The 15,197-nt window shown below is 34.8% G+C and carries 11 protein-coding genes; 8 read left to right on the plus strand and 3 right to left on the minus strand.

Going from position 1 to position 15,197, the window contains the following annotated elements:
- The first annotated feature begins 4 nt into the window (after window positions 1–4).
- From B3C18_RS13570 to B3C18_RS13590, 5 genes are all read left to right on the plus strand, one after another.
- Entirely contained in the window at window positions 5–2,311 is a 2,307-nt protein-coding gene (locus tag B3C18_RS13570; RefSeq protein ID WP_291147641.1) for a penicillin-binding protein 1A, read from the plus strand.
- 416 nt (window positions 2,312–2,727) lie between these two features.
- Window positions 2,728–3,429, plus strand: a complete 702-nt coding sequence (locus B3C18_RS13575; protein ID WP_053473116.1) for a CoA transferase subunit A — start codon at window positions 2,728–2,730, stop codon at window positions 3,427–3,429.
- 81 nt (window positions 3,430–3,510) lie between these two features.
- Window positions 3,511–4,164, plus strand: a complete 654-nt coding sequence (locus tag B3C18_RS13580) for a CoA transferase subunit B (protein ID WP_291147645.1) — start codon at window positions 3,511–3,513, stop codon at window positions 4,162–4,164.
- A 126-nt stretch (window positions 4,165–4,290) separates the two neighbouring features.
- Window positions 4,291–4,728 (plus strand): hypothetical protein, encoded by a 438-nt coding sequence (locus tag B3C18_RS13585; RefSeq protein WP_291147647.1) that lies wholly within the window; start codon window positions 4,291–4,293, stop codon window positions 4,726–4,728.
- 325 nt (window positions 4,729–5,053) lie between these two features.
- On the plus strand, window positions 5,054–7,822 hold the full coding sequence (locus B3C18_RS13590) for a M4 family metallopeptidase (RefSeq protein ID WP_291147649.1): 2,769 nt from the start codon (window positions 5,054–5,056) through the stop codon (window positions 7,820–7,822).
- 381 nt (window positions 7,823–8,203) lie between these two features.
- Here the strand turns inward: B3C18_RS13590 and B3C18_RS13595 are convergent, their stop codons facing one another.
- Window positions 8,204–10,858, minus strand: coding sequence for a TonB-dependent receptor (locus tag B3C18_RS13595; protein WP_291147651.1), 2,655 nt, complete (start codon window positions 10,856–10,858; stop codon window positions 8,204–8,206).
- Between the two features lie 190 nt (window positions 10,859–11,048).
- Between B3C18_RS13595 and B3C18_RS13600 the strand changes: the two genes are divergently transcribed.
- A complete protein-coding gene (locus B3C18_RS13600; RefSeq protein ID WP_291147653.1) occupies window positions 11,049–11,936 on the plus strand; it encodes an SAM hydrolase/SAM-dependent halogenase family protein in 888 nt (295 codons plus the stop codon).
- An 85-nt stretch (window positions 11,937–12,021) separates the two neighbouring features.
- Here the strand turns inward: B3C18_RS13600 and B3C18_RS13605 are convergent, their stop codons facing one another.
- Window positions 12,022–12,552, minus strand: coding sequence for a DUF6646 family protein (locus B3C18_RS13605; protein WP_053473110.1), 531 nt, complete (start codon window positions 12,550–12,552; stop codon window positions 12,022–12,024).
- 49 nt (window positions 12,553–12,601) lie between these two features.
- A complete protein-coding gene (locus B3C18_RS13610) occupies window positions 12,602–13,336 on the minus strand; it encodes a metallophosphoesterase family protein (RefSeq protein ID WP_291147655.1) in 735 nt (244 codons plus the stop codon).
- Between the two features lie 138 nt (window positions 13,337–13,474).
- Here B3C18_RS13610 and dinB point away from each other — a divergent pair, with 138 nt between their 5' ends.
- Window positions 13,475–14,557 (plus strand): DNA polymerase IV, encoded by a 1,083-nt coding sequence (dinB, locus tag B3C18_RS13615; protein WP_291147657.1) that lies wholly within the window; start codon window positions 13,475–13,477, stop codon window positions 14,555–14,557.
- Window positions 14,558–14,663: 106 nt separating this feature from the next.
- Window positions 14,664–15,164 carry a PAS domain-containing protein gene (locus tag B3C18_RS13620; protein WP_291147659.1) on the plus strand — a complete coding sequence of 167 codons (501 nt, stop codon included), beginning with the start codon at window positions 14,664–14,666 and terminating at the stop codon, window positions 15,162–15,164.
- The last annotated feature ends 33 nt before the right edge of the window (window positions 15,165–15,197 follow it).

The raw sequence follows: 15,197 nt of genomic DNA on the forward strand, positions 1-15,197 counted from the left end.
AGTTATGGCTGCTAAAAAAAACAATCAAACCAATACCGTAAAGGATATTAATTATTACAAAAAGAAATTCTGGAGAATTTTTGCCTATTCACTTTTAGGCGTTCTGGCTTTCTTTTTATTTGCCTCTTGGGGATTTTTCGGTTCAATGCCTTCTTTTGAAGACTTAGAAAACCCTGATTCAAACTTGGCTACCGAGATTATTTCTTCAGATGGAGTTGTAATTGGTAAATATTTCAAAACCAACAGGTCACAGCTTAAATACTCTGATTTACCAAAAAGCTTAGTTGAAGCTTTAGTTGCTACAGAAGATGCTCGTTTCTACGAACATTCTGGAATTGACGGACGTGGAACTTTAAGAGCTGTTTCTAGTTTAGGAACAAATGGTGGAGCGAGTACCTTAACGCAACAACTTGCAAAACAATTATTTCACGGAGAAGGTTCAAAATTTCTTCCTTTTAGAATTGTACAAAAAATAAAAGAATGGATTATTGCCATTCGTTTGGAAAGACAATATACTAAGAATGAAATTCTTGCCATGTACTGCAACGTATATGATTTCGGGAATTATTCTGTGGGAGTAAGTTCTGCAGCACAGACTTATTTCTCAAAAGATCCAAAAGATTTAACAATGGACGAATCAGCTATTTTAGTTGGAATGTTCAAAAACTCAGGATTATACAATCCGGTTAGAAATCCGGAAGGAGTAAAAAACCGTCGTAATGTGGTGCTTTCGCAGATGGCAAAAGCAAAAATGATTACAGAATCTGAAAAAGAAAGATTACAAGCTTTACCAATTGCATTGAAATTTAAATTGGAAAGCCACCGCGAAGGAACTGCTACTTATTTTAGAGAATATCTTCGTGATTACATGAAAAAATGGGTAACAGAAAACAAAAAACCAGACGGATCTGATTACGATATTTACAAAGATGGTTTGAAAATCTACACAACCATAGATTCGAGAATGCAGTCTTATGCAGAAGAAGCCGTTTCTGAGCATATGAAAAATTTACAGCAGCAATTTTTTATTGAAATGAAAACCAATAAAAATGCGCCTTTCGTAAATATTACACAAGCAGAGACAGAAAGAATTATGATGCAGGCCATGAAAAATTCTGACCGTTGGGCTCAAATGAAAGATGCTGATAAAAGCGAAGATGATATTATTGCTTCTTTTAAAGTAAAAACAAGAATGCGTGTATTTACATGGAAAGGCGAGCGTGATACTATCATGACGCCATTAGATTCTATTCGTTATTACAAACACTTCTTGCAATCAGGATTAATGGCAATGGAACCTCAAACAGGTAACATTAAAGCCTGGGTTGGAGGAATTAATTACAAATATTTCCAATACGACCACGTAGGTCAGGGAGCAAGACAAGTAGGTTCTACATTTAAACCTTTCGTTTATGCAACTGCTATCGAAGAGTTAAATATGTCTCCTTGCGACTCAATTCTTGATGGGCCGTTTATGATTCATAAAGGACGCCACCACGTAACAGAAGATTGGGAACCAAGAAACTCTGACAACAGATACCGCGGAATGGTAACCCTAAAACAAGGTCTAGCAAACTCTATCAACACCGTTTCTGCAAAATTAATTGACAGAACTGGTCCGGAAGCCGTTGTAGATTTGACTAGAAAATTAGGTGTAAAAACTGAAATTCCGGTACAACCGTCAATCGCATTAGGAGCTGTAGATATTACAGTGGAAGATATGGTTGCCGCATACAGCACATTTGCAAACCAGGGAGTTTATGTAAAACCTCAGTTTTTAAGCCGAATTGAAAATAAAAGCGGTGAGGTTATTTACGAGCCAATTCCTGAATCTCACGACGTTTTAAATAAAGATATTGCCTTTGCTGTAATCAAATTATTAGAAGGTGTAACAGAAACCGGTTCTGGAGCACGTTTACGTACGCAGGGCGGTGGAAGCGGAGATAACCGCTGGACAGGATATCCATACATGTTCAAAAACCCAATTGCTGGTAAAACAGGAACAACACAAAACCAGTCAGATGGTTGGTTTATGGGAATGGTTCCAAACTTAGTAACTGGAGTTTGGGTAGGATGTGAAGATCGTTCGGCACGTTTCAAAAGCTTAACTTACGGACAAGGTGCAACGGCAGCATTACCGGTTTGGGCCTACTTTATGAAAAAATGTTATGCAGATGAAGGACTTCAAATCTCAAAATCAGAATTTGAGCGTCCTGCAAATCTTTCTATAAAAGTAGATTGTTACCAAAGACCAGCTGTTGTAAAAGACACAACGCAAACAGAACAAAACACAGACGAATTTGAACTATAGTTTAAGTTTGGTTTTTAAATAATAAATCCTCTTGTGATCTTCTAAGTATGGAAGAATACAAGAGGATTTTTTTTGGAACACAATTATTTTGAGCCATCGTTATAAAACATGTTGCTTATACTCCGTTAGGAGTTAAATATCGGTAGCTGGCAGTAATGAAGATTTCGATGATGTCCCGTAGGGACTACATCTTTTCAGATTCTTGATAAACTTCACATATAGTTCCTACGGAACAAAAAACACTGCGACCAACAAATTTTCTACCAATATTTAATCTCTACGAGATATATTTCGATGTGTTTATAATTAATTGCAGCTAACATCTATTTTTAAATTTTATTTTTTACGAAATCGTTATAATTCCATCTAAAAATCTTATTTTTATCAAAAATATACGGTAATAAAGACAGTTTGTTATGATAACAAAAAAAGTTAAGAATGTTCAGGATGCTATTGCAGGAATTGAAACCGGAATGACAGTTATGTTTGGCGGATTTGGTTTATGCGGAATTCCGGAAAATACAATTGCAGCATTAGTAAACACCCAAATTTCAGATTTAACTTGTATCTCAAATAATGCAGGTGTAGATGATTTTGGTTTAGGATTGCTTTTGCAAAAGAAACAGATTAAAAAAATGATTTCCTCTTATGTAGGTGAAAATGCTGAGTTCGAACGCCAGATGCTTTCGGGAGAATTGGAAGTTGAATTAACGCCGCAGGGAACTTTAGCAGAAAGATGCCGTGCCGCTCAAGCCGGAATTCCTGCCTTTTTTACTCCAGCCGGTTACGGAACTGAAGTTGCAGAAGGAAAAGAAGTCCGTGAATTCAACGGTAAAATGCATATTATGGAAGAAGCTTTCAAAGCCGACTTTGCGATTGTAAAAGCGTGGAAAGGTGATGAAGCCGGAAATCTAATTTTTAAAGGAACTGCCAGAAACTTTAATGCTTGTATGGCTGGTGCAGGAAAAATTACAATTGCCGAAGTTGAAGAACTAGTTCCCGTTGGAACTTTAGATCCAAATCAAATTCATATTCCGGGAATTATGGTACAACGTATCTTTCAGGGAGAAAAATTTGAAAAGAGAATCGAGCAGCGCACCGTAAGACAGAGAGCGTAATTAGATAATGAGATAATTTGTCGATTAGATAATTATAAACATTATCTAATTATCAGATTTTCTAATTAACACATTCAAAATATGTTAACAAAAGAAGATATAGCAAAACGAATTGCGAAAGAAGTTAAAGACCGATATTTTGTAAACCTTGGAATTGGAATTCCAACTTTGGTTGCCAATTATGTTCGGGAAGATATTGCCGTTGAATTTCAAAGTGAAAATGGAGTTTTGGGAATGGGACCTTTTCCATTTGCAGGAGAAGAAGACGCTGATATTATCAATGCCGGAAAACAAACCATTACAACATTGCCCGGAGCCAGTTTCTTTGATTCGGCTTTTAGTTTTGGAATGATCCGAAGCCAAAAAGTAGATTTAACTATTTTAGGCGCAATGGAAGTTTCTGAAAACGGAGATATCGCCAACTGGAAGATTCCGGGGAAAATGGTAAAAGGAATGGGAGGCGCAATGGATTTAGTGGCTTCCGCCGAAAATATAATTGTTGCGATGATGCACGTGAACAAAGCAGGAGAATCTAAAATCTTAAAAAAATGTACTTTGCCATTAACAGGTGTAGGATGCGTTAAAAAGATTGTAACAGAACTTGCAGTTCTCGAAGTAACAGAAAAGGGTTTTAAGCTCTTAGAACGAGCGCCAGGTATTTCAGTGGAGCATATTATCGCTTCAACCGAAGCAGATTTGATAATTGATGGTGAAATTCCTGAAATGGACATCTGATTTTAATCTTCCAAATTAATTTATATAAAAGAGAATCTTTATTATTGAAGATTCTCTTTTTTTATCCTTTGAGACTAAATAACAAGTAATCTTTATTTAGATTTGCTGTGAATTAAAAAAATACATTTGGAAAAGTTTGAAATAGATATTAAATGGGGAAGCTATTTTTTTATAGCAAATATGGCCATTTCGATTATAATAGTGTTGTTAATGTATTTAATTAATAATTACAGTTTAATATATTTATATGATGCTCTTATTCCAATTTTTATAATTCAGCTGATTTATTTTACTATTAAAGCAGCCAGAGAAAACAATCAATATCATTTAAGTAAAGGTTTTCGAAAGATTTTTGTATTTGTTAGACTTTTGGTTTTCTATTACTTATTGGCTATGTTTCCAAGTTCAACAACAAATGACACGAATAGTTCAATTTTCTTCTTATTTCTTCCCTATAGAAAAAAGGATATTTCAGAATTAGTTGAAGATTATTCAGATCAAGATGATGATATTACCTTGAAAGAGTTTATGGTTAGATTAAAAAGAAAATTTTCCAGAGCATAACCATTTGTTCATATATAAAAAATAAAAAAACCGCCCAAAAGGCGGTTTTTTTATTTCTATTTTGATCTATTTAAAGTCTTTTGTCTGTATTTCAGTACATTAAAAATAATTGATATATTAATTTTCGGACAATTTAGCTGCTGAATTCTTATACTTTGTTATATAAAAGTTAAATTTATGTAAAAAATGTTGCATTTTATCGATTAACGGCAAATTTCATCGATTATCTAACAAAATTAAAATACTTTTATCTCAAATTTAAGTATTTACTTACTTTAATTGATTTCAAAAATTATTTTTAACCAAACTAAAACCCCCACTTATTATGAAAAAAAAATTACCAAAGATTATTGTGACCGCAATTGTTCTTAGTTTTTCTTTTTCTGCCTTTGCACAAGTCCAAAAAGATGACAAACGTGTAGAGGAGAAAAGCGTTTCAGAAAACGGACAGCCCAACTTAATTAAGTTTAATGAACTTTCAAGTTATAAAAGTTCAGAATCGCAAAAAGTTTTTAAAGAACAATTAGGTTTAAAAGATTCTCAATCCTTCACAAAAATTAAAACAGAATCTGACAAACAAGGTTACACACATGAAAAATTTCAATTGTATGAACAAGGAATTAAAGTAGAATTTGCTAATTATACTTTACATTCAAAAGATGGAAAATTAGTTTCGATGAACGGTGAATTTTATAACATCGAAAACGTGAAACTAGCTCCGTCACTTTCTGCACAAGATGCTTTTAATAAAGCAGTGGGTTATACCCGCGCAACCGAATACCTTTGGGACAAACCGCAAGACGCCCGCGAACTGGGTTATGAAAAACCAAAAGGAGAACTGGTTCTACTTCCTGATATGGAACAGCAAGGTCAAAAAAGAGGAAGCGATAAAGTTCGTCTTGCCTACAAATTTGACATTTATGCAACAAAACCATTAAGCCGCGGTGATCTTTACATTGATGCCGAAACTGGAAAAGCATTGTTTTATAATGCCACTATAAAACACTTGAACGATAATGTTCATGGAAGTAAGGTTTCAACTTTGACTAAAAATGAAACAGCTTCAAAAATGGCATTCGTAGCAGCAAATGCAGCGACACGCTACAGCGGAACGCAGACAATTCAAACTACGTTAAACGGTTCGTCTTATATCTTATTGGATGGAACTCGTGGTTTAGGAATCCAAACTTATAATTCTGCGAGAACGGCTACTTATCCAACAACAAACTTTTCTGATGCAGATAATAACTGGATAGAATATAACAACACCAACAAAGACAATGGAGCGCTTGATGCACATTGGGGAGCTGAAATGACATATGATTATTGGTCAGCAGTTCATGGAAGAAATAGTTTTGACAATGCTGGTGCAAAAATTAAAAGTTATGTGCATTATAATTTAATTGCTGCGGGATATTCAAGTAATAATAATGCTTTTTGGAATGGAAGCGTTATGACTTACGGTGACGGAAGCGGTACAGGCGGATTCGATATTTTAACTTCACTTGACGTTGCAGGTCACGAAATTGGTCACGCTGTATGTACTTACACAGCAAACTTAGCATACCAAAAAGAGTCTGGAGCAATGAATGAAGCTTTCTCAGATATTTGGGCAGCTTGTATTGAATATCATTCAGCGCCAACAAAATCAATCTGGCTGGTTGGTGAAGATATTGAAAGAAGAAGCGGACACGTTGCATTGCGTTCTATGAGCGATCCAAATGCAGAAGGACAGCCGGATACTTATGGAGGAACGAATTGGGTAAACGTAAACTGTACACCAACAAATAATAACGACCAATGTGGAGTACATACAAATTCTGGTGTTTTAAACCATTGGTTTTATATTTTATCAGTAGGTAAATCAGGAACAAATGATATTGGAAACGCTTATAATGTAACGGGAATCACTCTTGATAAAGCCGAAAAAATTGCTTTCCGTTTAGAAGATTTCTATTTAGGAGCAAACTCAACTTATGCTAATGCAAGAACTTACGGAATACAATCGGCTATTGATTTATACGGAGCAGGTTCTGCAGAAGTTATTGCAACAACAAATGCATTTTATGCAGTTGGAGTTGGAGCAGCATATTCTGGAGGAGGTTCTGATACAACTGCACCATCTGCACCAACTAGTTTAGCAGCTTCTGGAACAACTGGAACAACTACAAACTTAACTTGGACAGCTTCTACAGATAATGTTGCCGTTACCGGATATGATATTTACCAAGGAGCAACGCTAAAAGGTTCTTCAACTACAACTTCATACACAGTAACTGGATTAACAGCTTCAACAGCATATACTTTCAGCGTAAAAGCTAAAGATGCTGCCGGAAATATTTCTGCAGCAAGTAATACAGTAAACGTAACGACTACAACAACTTCAGTAACATATTGTACATCTCAAGGAAACGACGCAACTGATGAAAGAATTGGTAAAGTTGTTTTCGGAACAATCAATAATACTTCTACAGGAACTACAGGTTACGAAAATTTTACTGCTATTTCTACAAATGCAGCAAGAGGAAGTGCCTATACAATTACAATAACTCCAACATGGACATCAACAGTTTATAATGAAGGATACGGAGTATTCATCGATTATAACCAAGATGGAGATTTCTCAGATTCTGGAGAAACAGTGTGGACAAAAACAGCATCAAAAACAACTCCGGTAACAACATCAATCACAATTCCGGCTACAGCAGCTTTAGGAACAACAAGATTAAGAGTTTCTCTTAAATACAACGGAGTTCCAACTGCTTGTGAAAGTTTCTCTTACGGACAAGTTGAAGATTACTCTATAAACATTACTGCTTCTGGAACAGTTGCAGAAGAAATCACAGCAGGATTAGTCGAAACTACTGCACCAGCTGGTTTTGCAGTATATCCAAATCCGGTTGAAAGCGAATTAAACGTTTCAATTTCAGAAGAAAATGGATATTCATATAAAATCTTAAATACATTAGGGCAGCAGCTTGGTTCAGGTCAAGTTGCAGGTGCAATTGATGTAAGTAAATTAAGCACAGGAATTTATCTTATTGAATTAAATAATGGAGATAAGAAAATCGTGAAGAAATTTGCTAAAAAATAAAAACCCGAATTAGTAGATAAGAGGCCTCGCAATTTGCGGGGCTTTTTTCTTTTTTTAACGCAAAGGGCGCTAAGGTTTTTCGCAAAGTTCGCAGAGGTTTTTAAAAGTTTTATGAAAGAATCTCGCAAAGTCGCGAAGGCGCAAAGTTTTTTTAAATTGCCTCCTGCTTTAGCTGGAGGAAGGATAAGATTACACGAAAGGGCTTTAGCCAAACAGTAATTTGTTTGGCTAAAGCCCTTTTTATTTTGATTCCTTTTACATCCAGCTAAAGCTGGACGCTATTGAATCTAAACAATAAAACTTTGCGACTCTTCGACTTTTCGAGATTAAAAAATCCCTGCGAACTTTGCGAAAAACCTTAGCGCCCTTTGCGTTAAAAATCTACAAACTAAAACTCATTCTTCCGAAATAATAAGCCCCAGTAGTTCCCATCTGAACCGGTGCATATTTAAATACTCCGAAATAACTATTCTCATAAATCTGCTTATCCGGGAAAACATCAAATAAGTTATTCGCACCCAAAGCAAATTGAAGTTTTGGCGTTATTTTATAAGCAATCGTCAAATCAGTAACCACTTTTCCATTGTGTCTTTGGATTCCGCCAAAAGGGAAACCATCACGAACAACCTCACCAAAATAAGTGTTTCTCAATAAAAAGTTCCATTTGTCGATATTGTAATTTACAGCAAAAGTTCCTTTATGTTTAGGAGTATTCGATTCAATCAAACTTCTTTCCTGTGGTCCGTAATACACATCTTCCTGACCAATAAATATCGACGGAATATTGTTCAATTGATTATCAACCTGATTATTGTTGTAATTATACAATAACGAAAGATTCAATTTACCACGTCCGGCATTTAAATCATAATCAATAACTACGTCAATACCGTTTGTAGTAGTATTAATTGCATTTGTAAAGAAACGACCCGTTTGTGCGCCATATTGAGCAAATAAATTACGAAGTTCCGGAACAGGTTCTCCATACGCATCATTTCCTAAATTTCCAGTTAAGATGATTCTGTTATCAATTCTGATATGGTAATAATCAGCGGTAATATGCAATTGTTTTGTTGGAGAAAAAACAACACCAAAACTATAGTTTCTCGAAGTTTCTTCTTTCAATTTCGGAATTCCCAGTTGTTTTGCTACTTCACTGTCATTTCTAAAAATACCCGAATTCAAAAGTTCCCCGTCAACAACATCAGTTGCGATATTATTAAAATATTGCTGATGCAAAGAAGGCGCTCTAAAACCTGAACTAATAGCACCACGAACAAAAAGATTATCCAGAATTTTATATCTCAAAGATAATTTTCCATTAATCGTATTTCCAAAATCAGTATAATCTTCATAACGTCCGGCAATTCCAACCAAGAATTTATCTGTAATATCCGCTTCAACATCAGCATAAACGCCAACACTGTTTCTGTCTTCGTTTACTTCATTCAAAGGAGAAAATCCAGGGAAAGATTGTGCGCCGCCGTTGATATAAGAAGCTTCTTCGCCGGGAACAATTTTGTATTTTTCATATCGGTATTCAGCGCCAAAAGCAACATTCAGTCCGCTGAAAATATCTTTATACAATCTCGAAATATCTGCATTTACCGTATTTTGAAGAAAAGAATGATTTCCTGCTTTAAATTCTGTTGGGCTTGCATCTCCTAAAGAAAAGTTGTTTGTGTTTGAAACATCATAAACAAATTTGTTTTCACCAATAGTATTGCTCAAATCCAGTTTCCATTCGCCAAATTTAAATTTGAAACCAAAAGAAGAAGAAAGATCTGTTACAACCGAGTTCAATTCAGGCTGAAATCCAAAAGGAAAAATAGAAGCCACAACACTTTCCGTTTCACTTGGTAAACGTCTGAATCCGTAACCTGTTCCTTTTCTGTGGCTCACACCTCCCGAAGCATAAAACTCAATTTGATCGTTTAACGGAATTGAAGCATTAAAGAAACCCTGAATATTCTGGATTTTTGCATCACCAATCTGGAAATTGAAATCATCACGTTTCAAACCGTTTTGAGCTAATAAATTATCATCAATTTGACGAGATTGAGCCGGATCATCTGCATATTCATAAGCAAAGAAATTTCCCTGCGCCGATTGATCAAAAATAATAAGATTGTGATTTTGAGAACGATTCGTTTTCTGACGGTCATTAAATTCACCTGTAAAGTTGATAAAACCGCCTTTGTTTCCAATTTTTGTTCCGTAGTTTAGGTTTAAATTGGTAGTTTGTCCGTCATCTCTCGATGTTGAGCCATAAGTAGCGTTTGCTTCAAAACCTGCATTATCTTTCAAAACTAAATTTATAACTCCCGCAATAGCGTCAGATCCATATTGTGCCGCTGCACCATCACGTAAAACTTCAATTCGTTTAATGGCTGAAGCAGGAATCGCACTCAAATCGGTACCAACAGAACCGTTTCCAACCGTATTTTGATAATTTACTAAAGAAGTAGTATGTCTTCTTTTTCCATTAATTAAAACCAAAACCTGATCTGGACCTAAACCTCTTAACGAAGCTGGATCGATATGTTCTGTTCCGTCGGCAGAAGATTGTCTGTTTGAATTAAAAGACGGAATCAAATAAGTCAAGATATCATTTGTTGTAGTCTGCGGCGTTGTATTTCTGATTTTTGCCAGATTCACAACGTCAACAGGAACTGCTGTTTCCAATTTACTTTTCTTTGGATTTCTGCTTCCAACAACCACAATTTCATCTAAACGATTATTTTCTAAAACCAGCTGAATATCTTCAAAATGATCTTTTGCCACAATTTCTCTGGTTTGATAGCCAAATAGCGATACAATAAGTGTTGGGTTATTTGCTGCAGATGATATTTTGAATTTCCCTAACGCATCACTTGTCGTACTTGTTTTAGAACCTTTTACAAGAATCGTAGCAAATTCTAACGGAATTCCTGTTTCAGTTGTAATGGTTCCGCTGATTTCGTGATTTTGGGCAAAAAACAAACTGCTCGACAAAGTGAGAATGAGTGTTATAATAAGTTTTAGTTTTTTTCTCATAATAAAATGGTTTTGAAATAAAAGAAAGGCAAAAAATAAATTACCTACTATTTATATAGGATAAAGAATAAAATGCAAATGTAATTGTAAAAAACTAAAATCAATTTATATAATCTTGTTTTTTCTAAGATATGCATGTCAATTTTTGGTTTTAATGAAATATCTTTGCATAAATTTAAAAAGAGAAAAAATGAAATTAAGAGTATTACTTTTTTTGCTTGCTATTACATTTAATGGTTTTTCGCAAAATAATGTATTGGTTTTTCAATCAGATTTTGGTTTGAAAGATGGAGCAGTTTCTGCCATGAAAGGTGTTGCAATGGGTGTTTCGACCGATTTGAAAATATTTGACTTAACACACGAAATTCCGGCTTTTAATATTTGGGAAGCAGCATATCGTTTATCGCAGACAGCTCAATATTACCCAACGGGAACTGTTTTTGTTTCAGTTTGTGATCCGGGAGTTGGTACAGCAAGACATTCGGTAGTTTTATTGACAAAATCAGGGCATTATTTTGTAACTCCGGATAACGGAACTTTGACTTTAATTGCAGAACAATTAGGAATTCAGGAAGTTCGTGAAATTGATGAGGTAAAAAACCGCCGTCAAAACTCAAATGAATCGTATACGTTTCACGGACGTGATGTATATGCTTTTACCGGAGCACGTTTAGCATCAAAAACAATTACTTTTGAAGAAGTTGGACCAAAATTACCAAGTGAAGTAGTTAAAATTGATTACCAAAAACCAGTATTTGAAAACGGCGTTATAAAAGGCGGAATTCCAATTCTGGATATTCAATACGGAAACGTTTGGACAAATATTGATAAAAAGACCTTTGCTAATCTTGGTTTGAAAGCAGGGGATTTTGTTAAAATACAGATTTTCAACGGAACTAAAAAAGCTTATGAAGGAAAATTAAAACTGGTAAATACTTTTGGAGAAGTTCCGGTAGGAACAGATGTTACGTATTTTAACAGCCTTTTGAACTTTTCATTAGCCGTAAATCAAGGCAGTTTCTCAGCAAAGCATAAAATTTACAGCGGATCAGACTGGACTATTTTGCTTAGCAAATAAGCAGAAATTATCTTATATAAAAAGAAAAAACCGCTCAATTGAGCGGTTTTTTTATAAGTATTGCAATCTTGTTGCAGTTAAAAACTTAGTTCAAATTGAAAGAAGCTCCTAAACTAAAAGTAACCTGATTGTTTAAATGATCGAATACGTCATTGTTACTTCCGTATTTTGCAATTGGAAAAGCAAGTTCTGAAAACACACCAAATCCGTCAGTAAAAAAGTAACGTCCGCCAATGTGTCCTCCAAAGTTATGTAAACCTAAATTTAAACCTGGGTAAACATCTAATTGCTCAACACCAATAACGCTGCTTAAATTAGCATTAATTCTTGCTTTTGCATCAAAACGATCTTTAAACTCTGGTTTGTGATCAGTGTAGTAAGTTGGACCTCCGTGGTAGAAACCATTGTAATTATCTACACCAAGTAAATAACTAGAAACAAATCCGAAAGAGAAATTTTCTCCTAAACCAAAATCAATAGATCCTTGAATTCCTGAACCTCCATCTTGTAGATTAGCACCTACGTTTACTCTCATGTCGCCTTTGCCTGTAAAAGCTTTCTGCGCATGAATAAATCCGAATGATACCAAAAACAATAATGTGATAACTTTTTTCATAAAACTTATATTTTAATTATTTTGCTGTGCAAATTTAAATTTTTATATATCAATTCCTACCTTTTTCGTTACAATACAATTCATTTAACGGTTCGCTTTGCCAGAACTCCTTGGTATCCACATTCATAATGGTTAAAGGGCCTTTAAAAGCGGCGCCGGTATCAACATTCCAAACGCAGGCTTTGTTTATGGGCACCGTTTCTCCAATTCGGGTAACCGGAGTGTGGCCAATATAAATTTCTTTATAAACCGTAAAACGTTTCGGATAATATAAATCATCAGGTTTTAAATTCGGGTCTAAAGCCAATGCTGATTCCCAAAGTGTTCTGTCCCAATAAAATAATTTCGGAAAGTATTCCCAGACAACACCGTTTAAATTCGTAAATCCGGCATGAACAAAAAGTCTGTTTTGATCATCCAGATAATAATCTTTCAGTGATTCAAAAAAAGCGATATGTTCTCTTTTTCGTTCTGGAGAAATTTTAGAATAACCTTCAACAGTAGCTTTTCCACCATGTTTGTACCACATTTCTTCATCTAAATCTTCATGTCTGTTCTCCAACCAGTCTAAAGCCAGCTGATCATGATTTCCTCTAATGCAAATACAGTTTTGTTTGGTTTTAAGGTCGATTAAAAAATCAATAACTTCTGCCGACTGGCTCCAGCCGTCAACATAATCGCCTAAAAATATAAGAGTATCTTGTGTAGTAACTTCGGCTCTTTTCAACACTTGCTCAAGAGCGAGTAATCCTCCGTGTATGTCGCCTATAACAAATGTTCGCATTGTTTAATATTTCGAGTAAACTACAAAAATAATTAAAATGATTCGTTTGGAATCATTTAGTTGTTAATCTTTAAAAATTGATACTATTTATAACTATAGCGCCGTTCTTTTTATTGCTTTACTGTTTAAATTTGCATAATGTCAGATGTGCCAACATATCGAAAAATTATCCATATTGATATGGATGCTTTTTATGCCTCGGTAGAGCAGATGGATAATCCTGCTTTACGCGGAAAACCTGTTGCTGTTGGTGGCTCAGAAAATAGAGGAGTAGTTTCGGCCGCAAGTTACGAAGCCAGAAAATTTGGTGTTCGCAGTGCTATAAGCGGAGTTTTGGCAAAAAAATATTGTCCCGAAATTATTTTTGTCCGACCGAGATTTGACCGCTACAAAGAGATTTCTTCTAAAATTCATAAAATCTTTCACGAATACACCGATTTGGTAGAGCCGCTTTCGCTGGATGAAGCTTATCTAGATGTAACCCAAAATAAAAAAGGAAATCCAAGTGCCAGTTTATTAGCGAAAGAAATCAGACTCCGAATTTTAAATGAAGTTGGACTTACAGCTTCAGCAGGAATTTCTGTAAATAAGTTTGTGGCCAAAATTGCCAGCGATGTTAATAAACCAAACGGACAAAAAACTGTAAATCCAGATGAAATTATACCTTTTTTGGAAGAATTGCCTATTCGAAAATTCTATGGAGTTGGAAAAGTTACAACTGAAAAAATGTATCAGCTCGGAATTTTTACAGGACTGGATCTTAAAGGTAAATCGCTAGAATTTCTGGAGAAACACTTCGGAAAATCAGGTACTTTTTATTATAAAGTAGTTCGGGGAATTCACAACAGTGAAGTGAAATCACACCGAATTACAAAATCTGTAGCTGCAGAACATACTTTTGATGTCAATTTATCTTCAGAAATATTTATGCTCGAACAGCTTGACAGAATTGCTGTTTCATTAGAAAAAAGATTAAAAAGACACAATATTTCCGGTAAAACGGTTACGCTTAAAATCAAATACAGCGACTTTACTCAACAAACAAGGAGTAAAACGCTGCCTTATTTTATTTCAGATAAAAGTTTGATTATGGAAATTGTGGAAGAACTGCTGTATCAGGAAAAAATGAAAGATTCTGTTCGTTTGCTTGGAATTTCGCTCAACAATTTGAATAACGAAGAAAAAAAAGCCGTTGTAGTACAACTAAAGTTTGCATTTTAAATTTGGAAAAGTTTTAGTAAAATTTTACTAAATGAGGTTTTCCCGTAATTTATTTTGTAACTTTAGTAGTAAGTTTGAGAGAAAAGATTTCTAAAATTCATTTAATATGAAAAAGAATAGCTCTGATGATACAGCAAACCGGACTTGGTTGCCTATTTTGGCCTTAGATCTTCATTATGAGTATTTAAATGAATTGAAGGCCGTTTTTGCCGATATGAAAAAGGTAAATAAAATCTCAACTCAATTTACCTGGAACGATAAAAACCTTAAAATCGAAGAAAGAATCAAAGACGAAGTAGTGCTTATTACTGATTTAGATTTAAAAATCGTCTTCGCATCAAACAGAATCAAAAGAATGACGGGATATAAAGAAGATGAAATTTTAGGGAAAACGCCTAAAATGTTTCAGGGCCCGGAAACTTGTAAAACAGCTTTAAAAGAAATTCAGGAAGCAATAAAATTGCAAGAACCTTTTAAGAAAACCATCCAAAACTATAAAAAAGACGGCAGAACCTATAAATGCAGTATGGATGCAACTCCAATTTATAATTTAAAAGGAGAGCTCTCGCATTTTATAGCTTTTGAAAAAGAAGATAAAAGCGCTTAAGTTTTTTAATGCCCCAAAGACGCTAAGACACAA

This window comes from Flavobacterium sp. UBA7680 (assembly GCF_002482975.1).
Taxonomy (GTDB): Bacteria; Bacteroidota; Bacteroidia; order Flavobacteriales; family Flavobacteriaceae; genus Flavobacterium.

Excerpts from the sequence above, each read along its gene's own strand:
- B3C18_RS13570 (WP_291147641.1), top strand. The coding sequence starts at position 5 with ATGGCTGCTAAAAAAAACAATCAAACCAATACCGTAAAGGATATTAAT.
- B3C18_RS13575 (WP_053473116.1), top strand. The coding sequence starts at position 2,728 with ATGATAACAAAAAAAGTTAAGAATGTTCAGGATGCTATTGCAGGAATT.
- B3C18_RS13580 (WP_291147645.1), top strand. The coding sequence starts at position 3,511 with ATGTTAACAAAAGAAGATATAGCAAAACGAATTGCGAAAGAAGTTAAA.
- B3C18_RS13590 (WP_291147649.1), top strand. The coding sequence starts at position 5,054 with ATGAAAAAAAAATTACCAAAGATTATTGTGACCGCAATTGTTCTTAGT.
- B3C18_RS13595 (WP_291147651.1), bottom strand. The coding sequence starts at position 10,858 with ATGAGAAAAAAACTAAAACTTATTATAACACTCATTCTCACTTTGTCG.
- B3C18_RS13600 (WP_291147653.1), top strand. The coding sequence starts at position 11,049 with ATGAAATTAAGAGTATTACTTTTTTTGCTTGCTATTACATTTAATGGT.
- B3C18_RS13605 (WP_053473110.1), bottom strand. The coding sequence starts at position 12,552 with ATGAAAAAAGTTATCACATTATTGTTTTTGGTATCATTCGGATTTATT.
- B3C18_RS13610 (WP_291147655.1), bottom strand. The coding sequence starts at position 13,336 with ATGCGAACATTTGTTATAGGCGACATACACGGAGGATTACTCGCTCTT.
- dinB (WP_291147657.1), top strand. The coding sequence starts at position 13,475 with ATGTCAGATGTGCCAACATATCGAAAAATTATCCATATTGATATGGAT.
- B3C18_RS13620 (WP_291147659.1), top strand. The coding sequence starts at position 14,664 with ATGAAAAAGAATAGCTCTGATGATACAGCAAACCGGACTTGGTTGCCT.